The organism is Sphingopyxis sp. JAI108 (genome assembly GCF_013410105.1).
GTDB classification, from domain to species: Bacteria; Pseudomonadota; Alphaproteobacteria; order Sphingomonadales; family Sphingomonadaceae; genus Sphingopyxis; species Sphingopyxis chilensis.
In genome coordinates this window covers 75,647-91,629 of the sequence record NZ_JACCCJ010000002.1, presented here as the reverse complement: position 1 = coordinate 91,629, position 15,983 = coordinate 75,647, and the positions used below count along the sequence as shown (strand labels likewise).

The window sequence follows — 15,983 nt, the reverse complement described above, 5'->3', positions numbered from 1 at the left end:
AAAGACCATGGCACGCAGCCATCCGCTCGAACGCTATCGCAATTTCGGTATCATGGCGCACATCGACGCCGGCAAGACCACGACGACCGAGCGCATTCTCTATTACACCGGCAAGTCCTACAAGATCGGCGAAGTCCATGACGGCGCCGCGACGATGGACTGGATGGAGCAGGAGCAGGAGCGCGGCATCACGATCACGTCGGCTGCGACCACCTGCCTGTGGAAGGCCGAAGAGGGCAACGGCCCCGAGCATCGCCTGAACATCATCGACACCCCCGGACACGTCGACTTCACGATCGAAGTCGAACGCAGCTTGCGCGTCCTCGACGGTGCGATCACCGCGTTCGACGGCGTTGCCGGCGTCGAGCCGCAGTCGGAAACCGTGTGGCGTCAGGCGGACAAGTACAAGGTTCCGCGGATGTGCTTCATCAACAAGCTCGACCGCACCGGCGCCGATTTCTATTATTGCGTCCAGACGATCATCGATCGTCTCGGGGCGACCCCGGCTGTCCTCTATCTGCCGATCGGCGCCGAAGGCGGCTTCAAGGGCCTCGTCGATCTCGTCAACGAGCGTGCGATCATCTGGAAGGATGAAAGCCTCGGCGCCGAATTCTTCTATGAGGAAATCCCCGCCGACCTCGCCGACAAGGCGGCCGAATATCGCGAAAAGCTCGTCGAACTCGCCGTCGAACAGGACGACGATGCGATGGAAGCCTATCTCGAAGGCACCGTTCCCGACGTCGCCACGCTCAAGAAGCTGATCCGCAAGGGGACGCTGGCACAGGCGTTCGTTCCGGTGCTCTGCGGCTCGGCGTTCAAGAACAAGGGTGTTCAGACGCTGCTCGACGCAGTCGTCGATTACCTGCCTTCGCCGCTCGACATTCCCGACGTCCAGGGCATCAACCCGGACAACGACCAGCCCGACTCGCGCGAGACGTCGGACTCGGCGCCGCTGTCGCTGCTCGCCTTCAAGATCATGAACGACCCGTTCGTCGGTTCGCTCACCTTCGCCCGCATCTATTCGGGGACCCTGAACAAGGGCACGTACCTGAACTCGGTGAAGGACAAGAAGGAAAAGGTCGGCCGCATGCTGCTGATGCATGCGAACAGCCGCGAAGACATCGAAGAAGCCTATGCGGGCGACATCGTTGCGCTTGCCGGCCTCAAGGAAACCACCACCGGGGACACGCTCTGCGCGACCAACGCGCCGATCATCCTCGAACGGATGGAATTCCCCGAGCCGGTCATCGAGCTGTCGGTGGAACCGAAGACCAAGGCCGACCAGGAACGTATGGGCATTGCGCTCAACCGCCTGGCTGCCGAGGATCCCTCGTTCCGCGTGTCGACCGACCATGAATCGGGCCAGACGATCATCAAGGGCATGGGCGAGCTTCACCTCGACATCCTCGTCGATCGCATGAAGCGCGAGTTCAAGGTCGAGGCGAACGTCGGCGCGCCCCAGGTGGCGTACCGCGAATCGCTCGCGAAGGCTGTCGACGTCGACTACACCCACAAGAAGCAGTCGGGCGGCTCGGGCCAGTTCGGCCGCGTCAAGGTCAGCGTCGCCCCCGGCGAACGCGGCGCGGGCATCACCTTCGTCGACGAGATCAAGGGCGGCAACATTCCGCGCGAATATATCCCGTCGGTCGAAAAGGGCATGCGCGAGTCGGCCGAAAATGGTCACATGATCGGCTTTCCGATCATCGATTTCGAAATCCGTCTGACCGACGGTGCGTACCATGACGTCGACTCGTCGGCGCTGGCGTTCGAAATCGCGGGCCGTGCGGCGATGCGCGAAGTGGCGGCGAAGGCCGGCATCAAGCTGCTCGAACCGGTGATGAAGGTCGAAGTCGTGACCCCTGAGGAATTCATGGGCGACGTGATCGGCGATCTCAACAGCCGTCGCGGGCAGATCCAGGGCACCGACAGCCGGGGCATCGCCCAGGTCGTCGAGGCGATCGTTCCGCTGGCGAACATGTTCGGCTATGTGAACCAGCTGCGCAGCTTCAGCCAGGGCCGCGCCAGCTATTCGATGCAATTCTCGCATTACGAAGAAGTGCCGACCAACGTCGCCGAAGAAGTGAAGGCCAAGATGGCCTGATAGGTCGAAGCCGCGCGGGCTTGCACCGCGCGGCAAGACCCTCTAAGGGCGGCGCCTGATTCAGCAGGCGCGTCCAGGACTGATCAACGCAAACATCGAACAAGAAGGTTGTTACATCATGGCCAAGGCTAAATTTGAGCGGACGAAGCCGCACTGCAACATCGGCACCATCGGTCACGTCGACCATGGCAAGACCTCGCTGACCGCAGCGATCACCAAGATTCTGGCGGAAAACGTCGCGGGTAACGCCGCCGTCGATTTCGCGAACATCGACAAGGCGCCCGAAGAGCGCGAGCGCGGCATCACCATTTCGACCGCCCACGTCGAATATGAAACCGAAGGCCGCCACTATGCGCACGTCGACTGCCCGGGTCACGCCGACTATGTGAAGAACATGATCACCGGTGCCGCCCAGATGGACGGCGCGATCCTCGTCGTGTCGGCCGCTGACGGCCCGATGCCCCAGACGAAGGAGCACATCCTGCTCGCGAAGCAGGTCGGCGTTCCGACCATGGTCGTCTTCCTCAACAAGGTCGACCAGCTCGACGATCCCGAACTGCTCGAACTCGTCGAACTCGAAATCCGTGAAGAACTTTCGAAGCGCGACTTCGACGGCGACAATATTCCGATCATCGCCGGTTCGGCGCTCGCCGCGCTCGAAAGCCGCGACGACAACATCGGCAAGGATGCGATCCTGAAGCTGATGGCTGCCGTCGACGAGTGGATCCCGCAGCCGGAACGCCCGCTCGACAAGCCCTTCCTGATGCCGATCGAAGACGTGTTCTCGATCTCGGGTCGCGGTACCGTCGTTACCGGCCGCGTCGAAACCGGCATCGTCAAGGTTGGTGAAGAAGTCGAAATCGTCGGCATCAAGGACACCAAGAAGACCGTCGTCACCGGCGTCGAAATGTTCCGCAAGCTGCTCGACCAGGGCCAGGCCGGCGACAACATCGGTGCGCTGATCCGCGGCGTCGGCCGTGAAGAAGTCGAGCGTGGCCAGGTTCTGGCGAAGCCCGGCTCGATCACGCCGCACACCGAGTTCACCTCGGAAGTGTACGTCCTGTCGAAGGACGAGGGCGGCCGTCACACGCCGTTCTTCGCGAACTATCGTCCGCAGTTCTACTTCCGCACCACCGACGTCACCGGCGAGGTCATCCTCCCCGAGGGCACCGAGATGGTCATGCCGGGCGACAACGTCCAGCTGTCGGTCAAGCTGATCGCCCCGATCGCGATGGACCCGGGTCTCCGCTTCGCAATTCGCGAAGGCGGCCGCACGGTCGGCGCAGGGGTTGTGGCAACCGTCACAAAGTAATATAGGGCCGCGAGCCGCGCGATTCGGAGTGATTCGCGCGGCTCGTAGCTTAAAGGTTTTTGATGGCCGATCCGGCTTCCCCACGGAAGTCGGAGCAGGCCATTTCGGCTCTTTCGCATCGTTAGACGGGATTCGACTGGAACAGTCATGGAAACGCAGAATATTCGCATTCGCCTGAAGGCCTTTGATCACCGCGTGCTCGATCAGGCCACCACCGACATTGCCGATACGGCACGTCGTACCGGAGCGCTTATTCGCGGCCCGATCCCGCTTCCGACGCGTATTGAAAAATTCACCGTGAACCGCGGCCCGCATGTCGACAAAAAGTCGCGCGAGCAGTTCGAGGTGCGTACCCACAAGCGGCTGCTCGACATCGTGCAGCCCACCCCGCAGACGGTCGATGCGCTGATGAAGCTCGACCTCGCCGCGGGGGTGAACGTTGAGATCAAGCTGGCCTGAGCCAGCGACGCCCCGGTGAAAACCGGGGTCTCTATCGGCAGCCACCTTGGTGACTGCATTGTCCGGAGCGATCCGGATCGACGATAGGGTGGATACCGCCGGTCGCTTTCTCCGGAAGGCATATACGACCGGGCTGCGTCCCCCGTCTCGCCGCCAACCCACGGGAAGGCGGCACCTCAGCCCGGACGGGGCGATGTATCGAAATTTTGGGCTGGGAGGGTTCCGTCGAGGCTTGCCTTGATGGGTCCCGCAAGCCGTGCGGAATGGTCCGCCCGGCCTCTGTTTAGGAGTATGGATCATGCGGACTGGCGTGATCGCGAAGAAAATGGGGATGACCCGCCTGTTTCAGGACGACGGCCGCCACGTGCCCGTCACCGTCCTGAGCCTCGAAGGCTGCCAGGTTGTCTCCGTGCGCGATAAGGAACGCGACGGCTATGTCGCCGTTCAACTGGGTGCTGGCTCGGCCAAGGCGAAGAATGTCGCCAAGCCGCAGCGTGGCGCCTATGGCAAGGCCGAAGTCGAGCCCAAGGCGAAACTCGTCGAGTTCCGCGTCGCCGACGACGCGACGCTCGACGTGGGCGCCGAACTGTCGGCCGACCACTTCGTCGCCGGCCAGATCGTCGACATCCAGGGCGTGACCCAGGGTAAGGGCTTTGCCGGTGCGATGAAGCGCTGGGGTTTCGGCGGTATGCGCGCGACCCACGGCGTTTCGATCAGCCACCGTGCGCATGGTTCGACCGGTAACCGCCAGGATCCGGGCCGCGTCTTCAAGAACAAGAAGATGGCCGGCCACATGGGCGCGCGCAACCGCACCCAGCAGAATCTCGAAATCGTCCGCACCGACGTCGAGCGCGGCCTTCTCTTCGTCAAGGGTTCGGTCCCTGGCTCGAAGGGCGGCTGGCTGCTCGTCCGCGATGCGGTGAAGCTGCCGCGCCACCCCGAAGCCCCCTATCCGGCGGGCATCAAGAGCGCGGCCAACAGCAACGAAGCCCCGGCTGACGCGCCGGTCGAAACGCCGGTTGAAGAAACCGTCGTCGACACCGCGGCCACCGACGGCGCACAGGAGTCCTGATCATGAAGGTCAAGGTTCAGACCCTCGACGGCAAGGCCGGCACCGACATCGATCTCAATGACGATGTGTTCGGCGTCGACGCCCGCGCCGACATCCTGCACCGCGTCGTTGCCTGGCAGCTCGAAAAGCGCCGCGGTCCGGCTCGCGCCGCCCGTGAACGCAGCGATGTGTCGCGCACCGGCAAGAAGTTCGGTCGCCAGAAGGGCGGCGGTACGGCTCGTCACGGCGACCGCAAGGCACCGATCTTCATCGGCGGCGGCAAGGCGCACGGCCCGCGTGCCCGCACCTTCGGCCACTCGCTGAACAAGAAGATCCGCACCCTCGGCCTGAAGATGGCTTTGAGCGACAAGGCGAAGGGCGGCAAGCTCGTCGTCATCGACACGCTCGAACTCAAGGACGCGAAGACCAAGGCGCTCGCCGGCAAGCTCGGCAAGCTCGAGCTCGGCAACCGCGCGCTCTTCATCGATGGCGACGCGGTGCACGAAAGCTTCGCGATGGCTTCGGCCAACCTCATCGGTGTCGACGCGCTGCCGGCCATCGGCGCCAACGTCTATGACATCATCCGAGCCGACACGCTGGTCCTGACCCGCGCGGCGGTCGAAAAGCTGGAGGCCCGCTGCAATGGCTAAGGCAAAAACCATCGACGCGCGTCACTATGACGTGATCCTCGCTCCGGTGATCACCGAAAAGTCGACGCTGCTCAGCGAAAATGACGCCGTGGTGTTCAAGGTCGCGAACGACGCGACCAAGCCCGCCATCAAGGCCGCCGTCGAGGCGCTGTTCGATGTCAAGGTCGTGAGCGTGAACACGCTCGTCACCAAAGGCAAGACCAAGCGCTGGAAGGGCAAGCCCTACACCCGCAGCGACGTGAAGAAGGCGATTGTTCGCCTGGCCGCAGGCCAGACGATCGACGTCACGACCGGCGTCTGATTGTAGGAAGAGGCAGAGAAAATGGCACTTAAATCCTATAATCCGACCAGCCCCGCACAGCGCGGCCTGATCCTCGTCGACAAATCGTCGCTGTGGAAGGGCAAGCCCGTCAAGGCGCTGACCGAAGGCAAGAACAAGACCGGTGGCCGCAACAACAAGGGTCATGTGACCTCGCGCGGTATCGCTGGTGGTCACAAGCAGAAGTACCGCTTCATCGACTTCAAGCGTCGCAAGTGGGACATGCCGGCCACCGTCGAGCGGCTGGAATACGACCCCAACCGCACGGCCTTCATCGCACTGGTGAAGTATGAGGACGGCGAGCAGACGTACATCATCGCGCCGCAGCGTCTGGCGGTCGGCGACACCGTCGTCGCCGGCAAGAAGACCGACGTGAAGCCGGGCAATGCGATGGAATTGTCGCAGATGCCGGTCGGCACGATCGTCCACAATATCGAGATGAAGCCGGGCAAGGGCGGCCAGATCGCCCGTTCGGCTGGCACCTATGCGCAGGTCGTCGGTCGTGACCGCGGTCTCGTGATCGTGCGTCTCGGTTCGGGCGAACAGCGTTACATCCGTGGCGAATGCATGGGCACGGTCGGTGCGGTGTCGAACCCCGACAACCAGAACACCAACCTCGGCAAGGCCGGCCGCAATCGCTGGCTCGGCAAGCGCCCGCTGACTCGCGGTGTCGCGAAGAACCCGGTCGATCACCCGCACGGCGGTGGTGAAGGCCGCACCTCGGGTGGCCGTCATCCGGTTACTCCGTGGGGCAAGCCGACCAAGGGTGCTCGTACCCGTCACAACAAGTCGACCGACAAGATGATCATCCGGTCGCGTCACGCGAAGAAGAAGAGGTAAGCCATGGCTCGCTCGGTCTGGAAGGGTCCCTTTGTGGACCTCCATCTCCTCAAGAAAGCCGAAACGGCCCAGGAAGGCAGCAGCTCTGCGCCTATCAAAACCTGGTCGCGCCGGTCCACCATCCTGCCGCAGTTCGTCGGGCTGACCTTCAACGTCTACAACGGCCGCAAGTTCGTGCCGGTGTCGGTCAATGAAGACATGGTCGGCATGAAGCTGGGTGAATTCGCGCCGACGCGCTTCTTCCCCGGCCACGCGGCTGACAAGAAGGGCAAACGCTAATGGGCAAGGAAAAGTCCCCCCGCCGCGTTGCGGATAATGAGGCATTGTCCGTGGGCACGCAGATCCGCGGCTCGGCGCAGAAGCTGAACCTCGTCGCCGCGCTGATCCGCGGCCGCAAGGTCGAAGACGCAATGAACGTCCTCGCTTTCTCGAAGAAGGCGATGGCCGTCGACGTGCGCAAGGTGCTCGCCAGCGCGGTCGCCAACGCGGAAAACAATCACAACCTCGACGTCGACGCACTCGTCGTCAAGGAAGCGAGCGTCGGCAAGTCGCTCTCGATGAAGCGCTGGCACGCGCGTGGCCGCGGCAAGTCGACCCGGATCGTCAAGCCGTTCAGCCGCATCCGCATTGTCGTGCGCGAACAGGAAGAAGAGGCGTAAGATGGGCCAGAAGAGCAATCCGATCGGCCTGCGCCTGCAGGTCAACCGCACCTGGGACAGCCGCTGGTTCGCCGAGGGCCAGGACTATGGCCGCATGCTTGTCGAGGATCTGAAGATCCGCAAGTTCGTGTTCAAGCACCTGCCGCAGGCCGCGATCTCGAAGGTCGTGATCGAGCGTCCGGCGAAGCTGTGCCGCGTGTCGATCTATGCCGCCCGTCCGGGCGTCATCATCGGCAAGAAGGGCGCGGACATCGAAAAGCTGCGCAAGAAGCTGGGTGAGATGACGGGCAGCGACGTGTCGCTGAACATCGTCGAGATCCGCAAGCCCGAAGTCGACGCCAAGCTCGTCGGCCAGGGCATTGCCGACCAGCTCGAACGCCGCGTCGCGTTCCGCCGCGCCATGAAGCGCGCCGTTCAGTCGGCGATGCGTCTCGGCGCCGAGGGCATCCGCATCAACTGCGCCGGCCGTCTCGGCGGCGCGGAAATCGCGCGCACCGAATGGTATCGCGAAGGCCGGGTGCCGCTGCACACGCTGCGCGCCAATGTCGACTATGCCGAGGCCGAAGCGCACACCGCTTACGGTGTCTGCGGCATCAAGGTCTGGATTTTCAAGGGCGAGATCCTTGGTCACGACCCGATGGCGACCGACCGTCTGATGCTCGACGCGCAGACGACCGGTGTCCGTCCGGCCCGTGAAGATCGCCGCTAAGGACTGCTGACATGCTGCAACCGAAAAAAACCAAGTTCCGCAAGGCCTTCAAGGGCCGCATCCATGGCAATGCCAAGGGCGGTACCAGCCTGAACTTCGGCTCCTACGGGCTGAAGGCGATGGAACCCGAGCGCATCACCGCGCGCCAGATCGAAGCGGCTCGCCGCGCGATCAGCCGCGCGATCAAGCGCCAGGGCCGCCTGTGGATCCGCATCTTCCCCGACGTCCCCGTGTCGTCGAAGCCTGCCGAAGTCCGCATGGGTAAGGGCAAGGGTTCGCCGGAATTCTGGGCCGCGCGCGTGAAGCCGGGTCGCATCCTGTTCGAACTCGACGGCGTCCCCGGCCCGGTGGCCGCGCTGGCGTTCGAACGCGCCGCGATGAAGCTGCCGATCAAGACGAAGGTTATCGCCCGCCTCGGCGACACCTCGCACCTGGAGGGTTAAGGACATGGCCAAGACCGAAGATTTCAAGGCCAAGACCGACGACCAGCTCGCCGAACAGCTTGGCGAACTGAAGCGCGAGGCGTTCAACCTCCGCTTCCAGGCGGCCACCGGCCAGCTTGAAAAGGCCTCGCGCGTCAAGGAAGTGCGGCGCTCGATCGCCCGCATCAAGACGCAGCAGACCGAGCGTTCGCGCTCGGCCGCGAAGTAAGGAGACTATCGATGCCGAAGCGCATTCTGACCGGCACGGTGGTGTCCGACAAGGGCGACAAGACCGTCGTGGTGAAAGTCGAACGGAAGGTGAAGCACCCTCTGTACGGCAAGATCATCCGCCGTTCGAAAAAATATCACGCCCACGATGAGGACAACGCCATCAAGGCCGGCGAAACCGTCCGTATCGAGGAAACGAAGCCGATTTCGAAGCTGAAGACCTGGAAGGTGCTCGACAAGGTCGACACCCACAGCAAGCCCAAAACGGCTGCTGACGCCTGAAGCTGAGTTTCACGGAACCGCCGGGGCATCCCGGTAGGCCAAGGAAGAAGGAAATGCATCGATGATCCAGATGCAGTCACAATTGGAAGTCGCCGACAACAGCGGCGCGAAGCGCGTCCAGTGCATCAAGGTGCTCGGCGGCTCGAAGCGTCGTACCGCCGGCGTGGGCGACGTGATCGTCGTGTCGATCAAGGAAGCCCAGCCGCGCGGCAAGGTGAAGAAGGGCGACGTGCATCGCGCCGTCATCGTCCGCACCGCCAAGGACGTCCGCCGCGCCGATGGCTCGGTGATCCGTTTCGACAGCAACGCCGCCGTGCTCGTCAACAAGAATGAAGAGCCGATCGGCACGCGTATCTTCGGCCCCGTCGTCCGCGAACTGCGCGGCCGCGGCTACATGAAGATCATCAGCCTGGCGCCGGAGGTGCTCTGACCATGGCGAACAAGATCAAGAAGGGCGACACGGTCGTTATCCTGTCCGGCAAGGACAAGGGCAAGACCGGCGAAGTGACGCAGAGCCTGCCGAAGGACGGCAAGGTCGTCGTCGCGGGCGTCAACGTCATCACGCGCCACCGCAAGCCGAGCCAGACCAACCCGCAGGGTGGTCTCGAGCGCAAGGAAGCGCCGCTGTTCGCAAGCAAGGTTGCGCTCGCCGATCCCAAGACCGGCAAGCCGACGCGCGTTCGTTTTGAAACCAAGGACGGCAAGAAGGTCCGTGTGGCCGTGAAGTCCGGGGAGACGATCAATGGCTGATAACTACACCCCGCGCATGCGCACGCGCTACGACGATGTGATCGTCAAGGCGATGACCGAAAAATTCGGTTACAAGAATGCGATGGAAGTGCCGAAGATCGAAAAGATCGTGCTCAACATGGGCGTCGGCGAGGCCACGCAGGACAAGAAGAAGGTCGAAGCGGCCGCTGCCGAGATGGAACTCATCGCCGGCCAGAAGCCCGTCGTGACCAAGGCGAAGAAGTCGATCGCACAGTTCAAGCTGCGCGAAGGCATGCCGATCGGCTGCAAGGTCACCCTGCGCCGCGAACGCATGTATGAATTCCTCGACCGGCTGATCACGATCGCAATGCCCCGCATCCGCGACTTCCGCGGCGTGTCGGCGACCAGCTTCGACGGCCGTGGCAACTATGCCATGGGCCTGAAAGAGCAGATCATCTTCCCCGAGATCAACTATGACCGCATCGACCAGGTGCGCGGTATGGACGTGATCGTCACCACCACCGCCCGTACGGACGAGGAAGCCCGCGAACTGCTCAAGCTGTTCGGCTTCCCCTTCCCGATCGAAGCGCAGGAAAAGGAAGCCGCCTGATCCCGCAAGGGACCAGGCAGGCTCTTTCAAGAAGGAAAGAGAACTTAAGTCATGGCGAAACTGAGTTCGGTAAACAAGAACGAGCGTCGCAAGCAGCTGGTGAAGAAATATGCCGGCCGCTACGCGAAGCTGAAGGCGATCGCGGCGGACACGTCGCTCGACGAAGGCGAGCGTCTGATCGCGCGCCTCAAGATGGCGGAAATCCCGCGCAACGGCAATCCGACCCGCATCCGTAACCGGTGCGAGCTGACGGGCCGCCCGCGCGCTTATTATCGCAAATTCCGGCTGTGCCGTATCCAGCTCCGCGATCTGGCCAACAAGGGCCTGATCCCCGGTGTTGTGAAGTCGAGCTGGTAAGGGACTGACAAGATGGCAATGACCGATCCCCTGGGTGATATGCTCACCCGCATCCGCAACGGCCAGCAGGCGAAGAAGGACAGCGTCCTCACGCCCGCCTCGACGCTGCGCGTCCGCGTTCTCGATGTTCTCCAGCGCGAAGGCTATATCCGCGGCTACAGCGAAGAAGCGCTGGGCGCGAAGGGCCAGCACAAGGGCATCCGCATCGAGCTCAAATATTTCGAAGGCCAGCCGGCGATCCGCCATGTGGCCCGCGTCTCGAAGCCTGGCCGTCGCATCTATTCGGGTTCGAAAGAACTGCCGATCGTGCGCAACGGCCTGGGCATCACCATCGTGTCGACCCCGCGCGGCGTCCTTTCGGACGCCGAAGCCCGCGAACATAATGTCGGCGGCGAAGTGCTGGCGGAGGTGTTCTGATGTCGCGCATTGGTAAAAAGGCAGTAGCGATCCCCGGCGGTGTCACCGCCGCGATCGACGGCGGCGAGCTGTCGGTGAAGGGTCCGAAGGGCACGCTGGCGATGCCGCTGTCCGACCTCATCAAATATGAAGTCGGCGAAGGCAGCATCTCGGTCCAGCCCGCGAACGATACCCGCGAAGCGCGCGCCTTCTGGGGCATGCAGCGGACGCTGGTGCAGAACCTGATCACGGGTGTGACCGAAGGCTTCACCAAGGTGCTCGAAATCACCGGTGTCGGCTATCGCGCCAACTCGCAGGGCAAGACGCTGAAGCTGCAGCTCGGCTACAGCCATGATGTCGATTTCGCGGTGCCCGAAGGCATCGAGATCAAGACGCCGGACAACACGACGATCGAGATCAGCGGCATCGACAAGCAGCAGGTCGGCCAGGTCGCGGCGGAAATCCGCCGTTGGCGCAAGCCCGAGCCCTACAAGGGCAAGGGTATCAAGTATCGCGGCGAGTACATCTTCCGCAAAGAAGGCAAGAAGAAGTAAGCCATGGCACATCTTACCCCTTTCCAAAAACGTCGCCAGCGCGTCCGTACCGCGCTCCGTCAGCGCGCCGCCGGGCGTCCGCGCCTTTCGGTGCACCGCTCGGGCCGTCACATCTATGCGCAGCTCATCGATGACGCCGCCGGCACCACGCTGGCCGCGGCCTCGACGCTCGACAAGGATGTCCGCGGCAAGACCGGCGCGACGACCGCGGCTGCGGCCGACGTCGGTTCGCGCCTCGCCGCTGCCGCCAAGAAGGCGGGCGTGACGCAGGTCGTGTTCGACCGCGGCGGCTTCCTGTTCCACGGGCGCATCAAGGCGCTGGCCGACGCGGCTCGCGAAGGCGGATTGGAGTTTTAATGATGGCTGAAGAAAACAGCACCGGTCCGGGCAACCAGCCCGAAGCGACCCTGGCTCCCGAAGCCACCAACGCCGAAGTCACGAACCAGGCTCCGCGCCGCGGCCGTGGCGGCGGCGGTGGTCGCGATGGTGGACGCGGCGGTCGTGACGGTGGCCGTGGCCGCCGCGACGATCGTCGTCCGCGCGACGAGGATGGCGGCGAAGAGCTGATCGAAAAGCTCGTCCACATCAACCGCGTCTCGAAGACCGTGAAGGGCGGCAAGCGCTTCGGTTTCGCCGCGCTCGTCGTCGTCGGCGATGGCAAGGGTCGCGCCGGTTTCGGCCATGGCAAGGCGCGCGAAGTGCCCGAAGCCATTTCGAAGGCGACCGCTGCCGCGAAGAAGGCGATGATCCGCGTTCCGCTGCGCGACGGCCGCACGCTGCACCATGATGGCCGCGGCCATTTCGGCGCCGGCAATGTGACGCTGCGTTCGGCCCCCGCCGGTACCGGCATCATCGCCGGTGGCCCGATGCGCGCCGTGTTCGAATCGCTGGGCGTTGCCGATGTGGTGACCAAGTCGGTCGGCACCTCGAACCCCTACAACATGATCCGCGCGACTTTCGAGGCGCTCGGCGAACAGACCAGCCCGAAGTCGGTCGCGCAGCGTCGCGGCAAGAAGGTTTCGGACCTGATCAAGCGTGGCGGCGCGTCCGACCGCGCAGCCGAGGCGGAAGCCGCGGCGGTGACGGAGTAAGACAATGGCCGACAAGAAGATCAAGATCCGCCAGATCGGTTCGCCGATCCGTCGTCCGAAGAGCCAGCGCGCCATCCTGACCGGCCTCGGCCTGGGCAAGATGCACCGCGAGGTCGAACTGGTCGACACCCCGGAAGTGCGCGGCATGATCCGCAAGCTTCCGCATATGGTGGAAGTCGTCGAGGGCTAAACGGCAGTGAAGCTCTACCGTGTGTTGACCGGTCCCGATGACAGCGCGTTCTGCGCGCGCGTCGAAGGACTGCTCAACCGGGGGTGGCAGCTTCACGGCAGCCCCTCGATCACCAATGTCGATGGCCGCGGCTATGTCGCCCAGGCCATCGTGATGGAGAAGGCCGGGCCCTATCCCGGTTTTCAGCCGTCGAGTGAAATCGAACCGGACTGAAACCAGTCCATAGCGCGAACACAGCGAAAGCGAGTGCAACCATGACTATCAAGCTTAACGAACTTCGTGACAACAACGGCGCCCGCAAGGGCCGCATGCGCGTCGGACGCGGCATCGGCTCGGGCAAGGGCAAGACCGCCGGCCGCGGCCAGAAGGGCCAGAAGGCGCGCAGCGGCGTTGCGATCAACGGCTTCGAGGGCGGCCAGATGCCGCTCCACATGCGCATCCCGAAGCGCGGCTTCAACAACATCTTCGGCAAGGACTTCGCGATCGTCAATCTGGGCATGATCCAGAAGCTGGTCGACGCGAAGACGCTCGACGCCAAGGCCGTGGTCGATCACGCCGCGCTCAAGGCCGCCGGCGTTGCCCGCGGCGGCAAGGACGGCGTCCGCCTCCTCGCCAAGGGTGAACTCACCACCAAGCTGAACTTCTCGGTCGCTGGCGCGTCGAAGGGCGCGATCGAAGCGGTCGAAAAGGTTGGCGGCAAGGTCGAACTGCCCGAACCCAAGGCCGAAGGCGAAGGCAAGAAAGCCAAGCGCAAGGCCGAAGCGGCAGCCAAGAACTAATGCACTTGGGGGCGGGTCGGCGACAGGTCGATCCGCCCCCGACGCATCTGAATTCGGGCCTTTGCCCTTGCGCTTCGTGACTGGCGAACGCACATAGGCGCCGGGTCGCGGGGGCGCGGTCCGCCACTCGAGGAAAGATCACCATGGCCTCTCGCGCCGACCAGCTTGCATCCAACCTGAACTTTTCGAAGTTCGGTCAGGCGACCGAACTCAAGAACCGCATCTGGTTCACGATCGGCGCGCTGATCGTCTTCCGTTTCCTGTCGTTCGTGCCGCTTCCCGGGGTCGATCCCGTCGCGCTGTCGAACCTTTATTCGCAGGCGGCGTCGGGCGGCGTCCTCGACATCTTCAACACTTTCTCGGGCGGCAGTCTCGAGCGCATGAGCATCATCGCGCTCGGCGTCATGCCCTATATCACGGCGTCGATCGTCGTTCAGCTGGCGGCCGCCTTGTCGCCCAGCCTCGCCGCGCTCAAGAAAGAGGGCGAAAGCGGACGCAAGAAGCTCAACCAGTATACGCGCTACGGCACCGTCGCGCTGACCGCGATCCAGGGTTATTTCATCGCCGTCGGGCTCGAAACGCTCGGCGCGAGCCAGGGCATCGCCGCGGTCGTCGACCCCGGCATGATGTTCCGCGTCGGCGCGGTCATCTCGATCGTCGGCGGCACGCTCTTCCTGATGTGGCTCGGCGAGCAGATCACCAGCCGCGGTATCGGTAACGGCGTTTCGCTGATCATCATGGCGGGCATCCTCGCGCAGTTGCCGCGCAGCTTTGCGCAGATGTTCACGCAGGTCCGCGAAGGTTCGATGGGCGGCGGCACGATCTTTGCCGTCATCGGCGGCGCGATCGTGATCATCGCTTTCATCAGCTTCATGGAACGCGCGCAGCGCCGCGTCCTCGTCCAGTATCCGAAGCGCGCGACGCAGCGCGGCGTGATGCAGGCCGACCGCAGCCACTTGCCGCTCAAGGTCAATACCGCCGGTGTCATCCCGCCGATCTTCGCCTCGTCGCTGCTGCTGATGCCGTTGACGGTGACGCAGATGATGGGGCAGAATGTCCAGGGCGACACTGCAACCGGCGATTTCCTGATCACGCTCAACCAGTATCTCGCGCACGGCCAGCCGCTCTATATGGCGCTTTATGCCGCGGGCATCATCTTCTTCTGCTTCTTCTACGTCGCGGTCGTCTTCAACCCCGAAGAAACCGCCGACAATCTCAAAAAGCAGAACGGCTTCATCCCCGGCATCCGCCCGGGCAAGAATACCGCGACCTATCTCGACTTCGTGCTGACGCGCATCACCGTGCTCGGTGCGGCCTATCTGGCGGCGATCTGTCTGATCCCCGAATATTTCATCGCGCAGTCGGGCCTGCCGTTCCAGCTCGGCGGCACCAGCCTGCTGATCATCGTCAACGTCACGATCGACACGATCAGCCAGATCCAGAGCCACATGCTCGCGCATCAATATGGCGACCTCATCAAGAAGGCCAAATTGAAGGGCGGCGTTGCGCGGCGCTAAGGCGCCCGCTACGGCACTTGCGACACGGTAGGGCAAACAGGGGTCCCCATGACGCTGAACATCATTTTGCTGGGTCCGCCGGGGGCGGGCAAGGGAACGCAGGCGTCGCGCCTCGAGGACGAGCATGGCATGGTCCAGCTTTCGACGGGCGACATGCTGCGCGCCGCGGTCAAGGCGGGAACCCCGATCGGCCTCCAGGCCAAGGCGGTGATGGATGCGGGCGAACTCGTCTCCGACGCGATCGTCTCGGGCCTGATCGGCGAGCGGCTCGACCAGCTCGGCCCCGACGTCTCGGTGATCTTCGACGGCTATCCGCGCACCGCGGCGCAGGCCGACGCGCTCGACACGATCCTCTCGGATCGTGGCCGCAAGCTCGACCATGTGATCGAGCTGCGGGTCGAGGAAGACGCGCTCGTCGACCGCATCACCGGCCGCTTCAGCTGCGCGAAGTGCGGCGCGGGTTACCACGACCGCTACAAGCTCCCCAAGGTGGAGAATGTTTGCGACGTTTGCGGCTCGACGGAATTCAAACGCCGTCCCGACGACAATGAGGAAACGGTCCGCACGCGCATGGCCGAATATCGGGCCAAGACCGCGCCGATCCTGCCGATCTACGAAGCGCGCGGCATCGTGACGCATGTCGACGGCATGGCGCCGATCGACGAGGTCAACGACGCGATCGAAACGATCCTCGCGGGCTGAGTCTAGCCAGTTTCCCCGGCGCCGGTTATTGAGACGCAAAGGGG

General features: G+C 63.6%; 26 protein-coding genes. All 26 read left to right on the top strand.

Annotation, left to right across the window (positions count from 1 at the left end; all coding sequences use genetic code 11):
- The first annotated feature begins 7 nt into the window (after positions 1-7).
- The 26 genes from fusA to HDC29_RS11350 all read left to right on the top strand — a co-directional run bounded on the left by fusA (position 8) and on the right by HDC29_RS11350 (position 15,939).
- The gene (fusA, locus tag HDC29_RS11475; RefSeq protein WP_179497636.1) at positions 8-2,101 is read left to right on the top strand and encodes an elongation factor G; all 2,094 of its coding nucleotides are present in this window, start codon (positions 8-10) and stop codon (positions 2,099-2,101) included.
- Positions 2,102-2,219: 118 nt separating this feature from the next.
- A complete protein-coding gene (tuf, locus tag HDC29_RS11470) occupies positions 2,220-3,413 on the top strand; it encodes an elongation factor Tu (RefSeq protein ID WP_179497634.1) in 1,194 nt (397 codons plus the stop codon).
- Positions 3,414-3,560: 147 nt separating this feature from the next.
- Positions 3,561-3,872, top strand: a complete 312-nt coding sequence (rpsJ, locus tag HDC29_RS11465) for a 30S ribosomal protein S10 (protein ID WP_003042199.1) — start codon at positions 3,561-3,563, stop codon at positions 3,870-3,872.
- Positions 3,873-4,170: 298 nt separating this feature from the next.
- Positions 4,171-4,944, top strand: coding sequence for a 50S ribosomal protein L3 (gene rplC, locus HDC29_RS11460; RefSeq protein ID WP_054590453.1), 774 nt, complete (start codon positions 4,171-4,173; stop codon positions 4,942-4,944).
- Positions 4,945-4,946: 2 nt separating this feature from the next.
- A complete protein-coding gene (gene rplD, locus HDC29_RS11455) occupies positions 4,947-5,573 on the top strand; it encodes a 50S ribosomal protein L4 (protein ID WP_093509983.1) in 627 nt (208 codons plus the stop codon).
- Positions 5,566-5,874 (top strand): 50S ribosomal protein L23, encoded by a 309-nt coding sequence (locus tag HDC29_RS11450; protein ID WP_179497632.1) that lies wholly within the window; start codon positions 5,566-5,568, stop codon positions 5,872-5,874. The genes rplD and HDC29_RS11450 overlap by 8 nt, the downstream gene beginning before the upstream one ends.
- 21 nt (positions 5,875-5,895) lie before the next feature.
- A complete protein-coding gene (gene rplB, locus HDC29_RS11445) occupies positions 5,896-6,732 on the top strand; it encodes a 50S ribosomal protein L2 (protein ID WP_179497630.1) in 837 nt (278 codons plus the stop codon).
- A gap of 3 nt (positions 6,733-6,735) precedes the next feature.
- The gene (rpsS, locus tag HDC29_RS11440; protein ID WP_166945010.1) at positions 6,736-7,011 is read left to right on the top strand and encodes a 30S ribosomal protein S19; all 276 of its coding nucleotides are present in this window, start codon (positions 6,736-6,738) and stop codon (positions 7,009-7,011) included.
- Entirely contained in the window at positions 7,011-7,391 is a 381-nt protein-coding gene (gene rplV, locus HDC29_RS11435; protein WP_011543083.1) for a 50S ribosomal protein L22, read from the top strand. The genes rpsS and rplV overlap by 1 nt, the downstream gene beginning before the upstream one ends.
- Before the next feature lies 1 nt (position 7,392).
- Positions 7,393-8,100: a 30S ribosomal protein S3 gene (gene rpsC, locus HDC29_RS11430; RefSeq protein WP_037556371.1), complete on the top strand. Its 708-nt coding sequence runs from the start codon at positions 7,393-7,395 to the stop codon at positions 8,098-8,100.
- Positions 8,101-8,111: 11 nt separating this feature from the next.
- The gene (gene rplP, locus HDC29_RS11425; RefSeq protein WP_037515653.1) at positions 8,112-8,543 is read left to right on the top strand and encodes a 50S ribosomal protein L16; all 432 of its coding nucleotides are present in this window, start codon (positions 8,112-8,114) and stop codon (positions 8,541-8,543) included.
- A gap of 4 nt (positions 8,544-8,547) precedes the next feature.
- Positions 8,548-8,751, top strand: a complete 204-nt coding sequence (gene rpmC, locus HDC29_RS11420) for a 50S ribosomal protein L29 (RefSeq protein ID WP_054589693.1) — start codon at positions 8,548-8,550, stop codon at positions 8,749-8,751.
- 11 nt (positions 8,752-8,762) lie between these two features.
- On the top strand, positions 8,763-9,032 hold the full coding sequence (gene rpsQ, locus HDC29_RS11415) for a 30S ribosomal protein S17 (RefSeq protein WP_039578283.1): 270 nt from the start codon (positions 8,763-8,765) through the stop codon (positions 9,030-9,032).
- A 61-nt stretch (positions 9,033-9,093) separates the two neighbouring features.
- A complete protein-coding gene (gene rplN, locus HDC29_RS11410) occupies positions 9,094-9,462 on the top strand; it encodes a 50S ribosomal protein L14 (protein WP_011543078.1) in 369 nt (122 codons plus the stop codon).
- Between the two features lie 2 nt (positions 9,463-9,464).
- Positions 9,465-9,782: a 50S ribosomal protein L24 gene (rplX, locus tag HDC29_RS11405; protein WP_037556376.1), complete on the top strand. Its 318-nt coding sequence runs from the start codon at positions 9,465-9,467 to the stop codon at positions 9,780-9,782.
- On the top strand, positions 9,775-10,353 hold the full coding sequence (rplE, locus tag HDC29_RS11400) for a 50S ribosomal protein L5 (RefSeq protein ID WP_179497628.1): 579 nt from the start codon (positions 9,775-9,777) through the stop codon (positions 10,351-10,353). Before rplX ends, rplE begins: the two co-directional genes overlap by 8 nt.
- Positions 10,354-10,404: 51 nt before the next feature.
- Positions 10,405-10,710, top strand: a complete 306-nt coding sequence (gene rpsN, locus HDC29_RS11395; protein ID WP_179497626.1) for a 30S ribosomal protein S14 — start codon at positions 10,405-10,407, stop codon at positions 10,708-10,710.
- A 12-nt stretch (positions 10,711-10,722) separates the two neighbouring features.
- On the top strand, positions 10,723-11,127 hold the full coding sequence (gene rpsH, locus HDC29_RS11390) for a 30S ribosomal protein S8 (RefSeq protein ID WP_037556380.1): 405 nt from the start codon (positions 10,723-10,725) through the stop codon (positions 11,125-11,127).
- Positions 11,127-11,660: a 50S ribosomal protein L6 gene (gene rplF, locus HDC29_RS11385; protein ID WP_179497618.1), complete on the top strand. Its 534-nt coding sequence runs from the start codon at positions 11,127-11,129 to the stop codon at positions 11,658-11,660. The genes rpsH and rplF overlap by 1 nt, the downstream gene beginning before the upstream one ends.
- A gap of 3 nt (positions 11,661-11,663) precedes the next feature.
- Entirely contained in the window at positions 11,664-12,017 is a 354-nt protein-coding gene (gene rplR, locus HDC29_RS11380; protein WP_179497616.1) for a 50S ribosomal protein L18, read from the top strand.
- A 2-nt stretch (positions 12,018-12,019) separates the two neighbouring features.
- Entirely contained in the window at positions 12,020-12,751 is a 732-nt protein-coding gene (gene rpsE, locus HDC29_RS11375; RefSeq protein WP_257018294.1) for a 30S ribosomal protein S5, read from the top strand.
- Positions 12,752-12,755: 4 nt separating this feature from the next.
- Positions 12,756-12,941: a 50S ribosomal protein L30 gene (gene rpmD, locus HDC29_RS11370; protein WP_037515666.1), complete on the top strand. Its 186-nt coding sequence runs from the start codon at positions 12,756-12,758 to the stop codon at positions 12,939-12,941.
- 6 nt (positions 12,942-12,947) lie between these two features.
- Complete coding sequence (locus HDC29_RS11365; RefSeq protein WP_179497614.1) at positions 12,948-13,154, top strand: DUF1737 domain-containing protein; 207 nt, start codon at positions 12,948-12,950, stop codon at positions 13,152-13,154.
- A 41-nt stretch (positions 13,155-13,195) separates the two neighbouring features.
- Complete coding sequence (gene rplO, locus HDC29_RS11360) at positions 13,196-13,720, top strand: 50S ribosomal protein L15 (RefSeq protein ID WP_179497612.1); 525 nt, start codon at positions 13,196-13,198, stop codon at positions 13,718-13,720.
- Between the two features lie 143 nt (positions 13,721-13,863).
- On the top strand, positions 13,864-15,237 hold the full coding sequence (secY, locus tag HDC29_RS11355) for a preprotein translocase subunit SecY (RefSeq protein ID WP_179497610.1): 1,374 nt from the start codon (positions 13,864-13,866) through the stop codon (positions 15,235-15,237).
- A 48-nt stretch (positions 15,238-15,285) separates the two neighbouring features.
- Positions 15,286-15,939: an adenylate kinase gene (locus tag HDC29_RS11350; protein WP_179497608.1), complete on the top strand. Its 654-nt coding sequence runs from the start codon at positions 15,286-15,288 to the stop codon at positions 15,937-15,939.
- Positions 15,940-15,983 lie beyond the last annotated feature (44 nt).

What these genes read in the sequence shown, in the direction of transcription:
- fusA (WP_179497636.1), top strand. Translation starts at nt 8, where the DNA reads ATGGCACGCAGCCATCCGCTCGAACGCTATCGCAATTTCGGTATCATG.
- tuf (WP_179497634.1), top strand. Translation starts at nt 2,220, where the DNA reads ATGGCCAAGGCTAAATTTGAGCGGACGAAGCCGCACTGCAACATCGGC.
- rpsJ (WP_003042199.1), top strand. Translation starts at nt 3,561, where the DNA reads ATGGAAACGCAGAATATTCGCATTCGCCTGAAGGCCTTTGATCACCGC.
- rplC (WP_054590453.1), top strand. Translation starts at nt 4,171, where the DNA reads ATGCGGACTGGCGTGATCGCGAAGAAAATGGGGATGACCCGCCTGTTT.
- rplD (WP_093509983.1), top strand. Translation starts at nt 4,947, where the DNA reads ATGAAGGTCAAGGTTCAGACCCTCGACGGCAAGGCCGGCACCGACATC.
- HDC29_RS11450 (WP_179497632.1), top strand. Translation starts at nt 5,566, where the DNA reads ATGGCTAAGGCAAAAACCATCGACGCGCGTCACTATGACGTGATCCTC.
- rplB (WP_179497630.1), top strand. Translation starts at nt 5,896, where the DNA reads ATGGCACTTAAATCCTATAATCCGACCAGCCCCGCACAGCGCGGCCTG.
- rpsS (WP_166945010.1), top strand. Translation starts at nt 6,736, where the DNA reads ATGGCTCGCTCGGTCTGGAAGGGTCCCTTTGTGGACCTCCATCTCCTC.
- rplV (WP_011543083.1), top strand. Translation starts at nt 7,011, where the DNA reads ATGGGCAAGGAAAAGTCCCCCCGCCGCGTTGCGGATAATGAGGCATTG.
- rpsC (WP_037556371.1), top strand. Translation starts at nt 7,393, where the DNA reads ATGGGCCAGAAGAGCAATCCGATCGGCCTGCGCCTGCAGGTCAACCGC.
- rplP (WP_037515653.1), top strand. Translation starts at nt 8,112, where the DNA reads ATGCTGCAACCGAAAAAAACCAAGTTCCGCAAGGCCTTCAAGGGCCGC.
- rpmC (WP_054589693.1), top strand. Translation starts at nt 8,548, where the DNA reads ATGGCCAAGACCGAAGATTTCAAGGCCAAGACCGACGACCAGCTCGCC.
- rpsQ (WP_039578283.1), top strand. Translation starts at nt 8,763, where the DNA reads ATGCCGAAGCGCATTCTGACCGGCACGGTGGTGTCCGACAAGGGCGAC.
- rplN (WP_011543078.1), top strand. Translation starts at nt 9,094, where the DNA reads ATGATCCAGATGCAGTCACAATTGGAAGTCGCCGACAACAGCGGCGCG.
- rplX (WP_037556376.1), top strand. Translation starts at nt 9,465, where the DNA reads ATGGCGAACAAGATCAAGAAGGGCGACACGGTCGTTATCCTGTCCGGC.
- rplE (WP_179497628.1), top strand. Translation starts at nt 9,775, where the DNA reads ATGGCTGATAACTACACCCCGCGCATGCGCACGCGCTACGACGATGTG.
- rpsN (WP_179497626.1), top strand. Translation starts at nt 10,405, where the DNA reads ATGGCGAAACTGAGTTCGGTAAACAAGAACGAGCGTCGCAAGCAGCTG.
- rpsH (WP_037556380.1), top strand. Translation starts at nt 10,723, where the DNA reads ATGGCAATGACCGATCCCCTGGGTGATATGCTCACCCGCATCCGCAAC.
- rplF (WP_179497618.1), top strand. Translation starts at nt 11,127, where the DNA reads ATGTCGCGCATTGGTAAAAAGGCAGTAGCGATCCCCGGCGGTGTCACC.
- rplR (WP_179497616.1), top strand. Translation starts at nt 11,664, where the DNA reads ATGGCACATCTTACCCCTTTCCAAAAACGTCGCCAGCGCGTCCGTACC.
- rpsE (WP_257018294.1), top strand. Translation starts at nt 12,020, where the DNA reads ATGGCTGAAGAAAACAGCACCGGTCCGGGCAACCAGCCCGAAGCGACC.
- rpmD (WP_037515666.1), top strand. Translation starts at nt 12,756, where the DNA reads ATGGCCGACAAGAAGATCAAGATCCGCCAGATCGGTTCGCCGATCCGT.
- rplO (WP_179497612.1), top strand. Translation starts at nt 13,196, where the DNA reads ATGACTATCAAGCTTAACGAACTTCGTGACAACAACGGCGCCCGCAAG.
- secY (WP_179497610.1), top strand. Translation starts at nt 13,864, where the DNA reads ATGGCCTCTCGCGCCGACCAGCTTGCATCCAACCTGAACTTTTCGAAG.
- HDC29_RS11350 (WP_179497608.1), top strand. Translation starts at nt 15,286, where the DNA reads ATGACGCTGAACATCATTTTGCTGGGTCCGCCGGGGGCGGGCAAGGGA.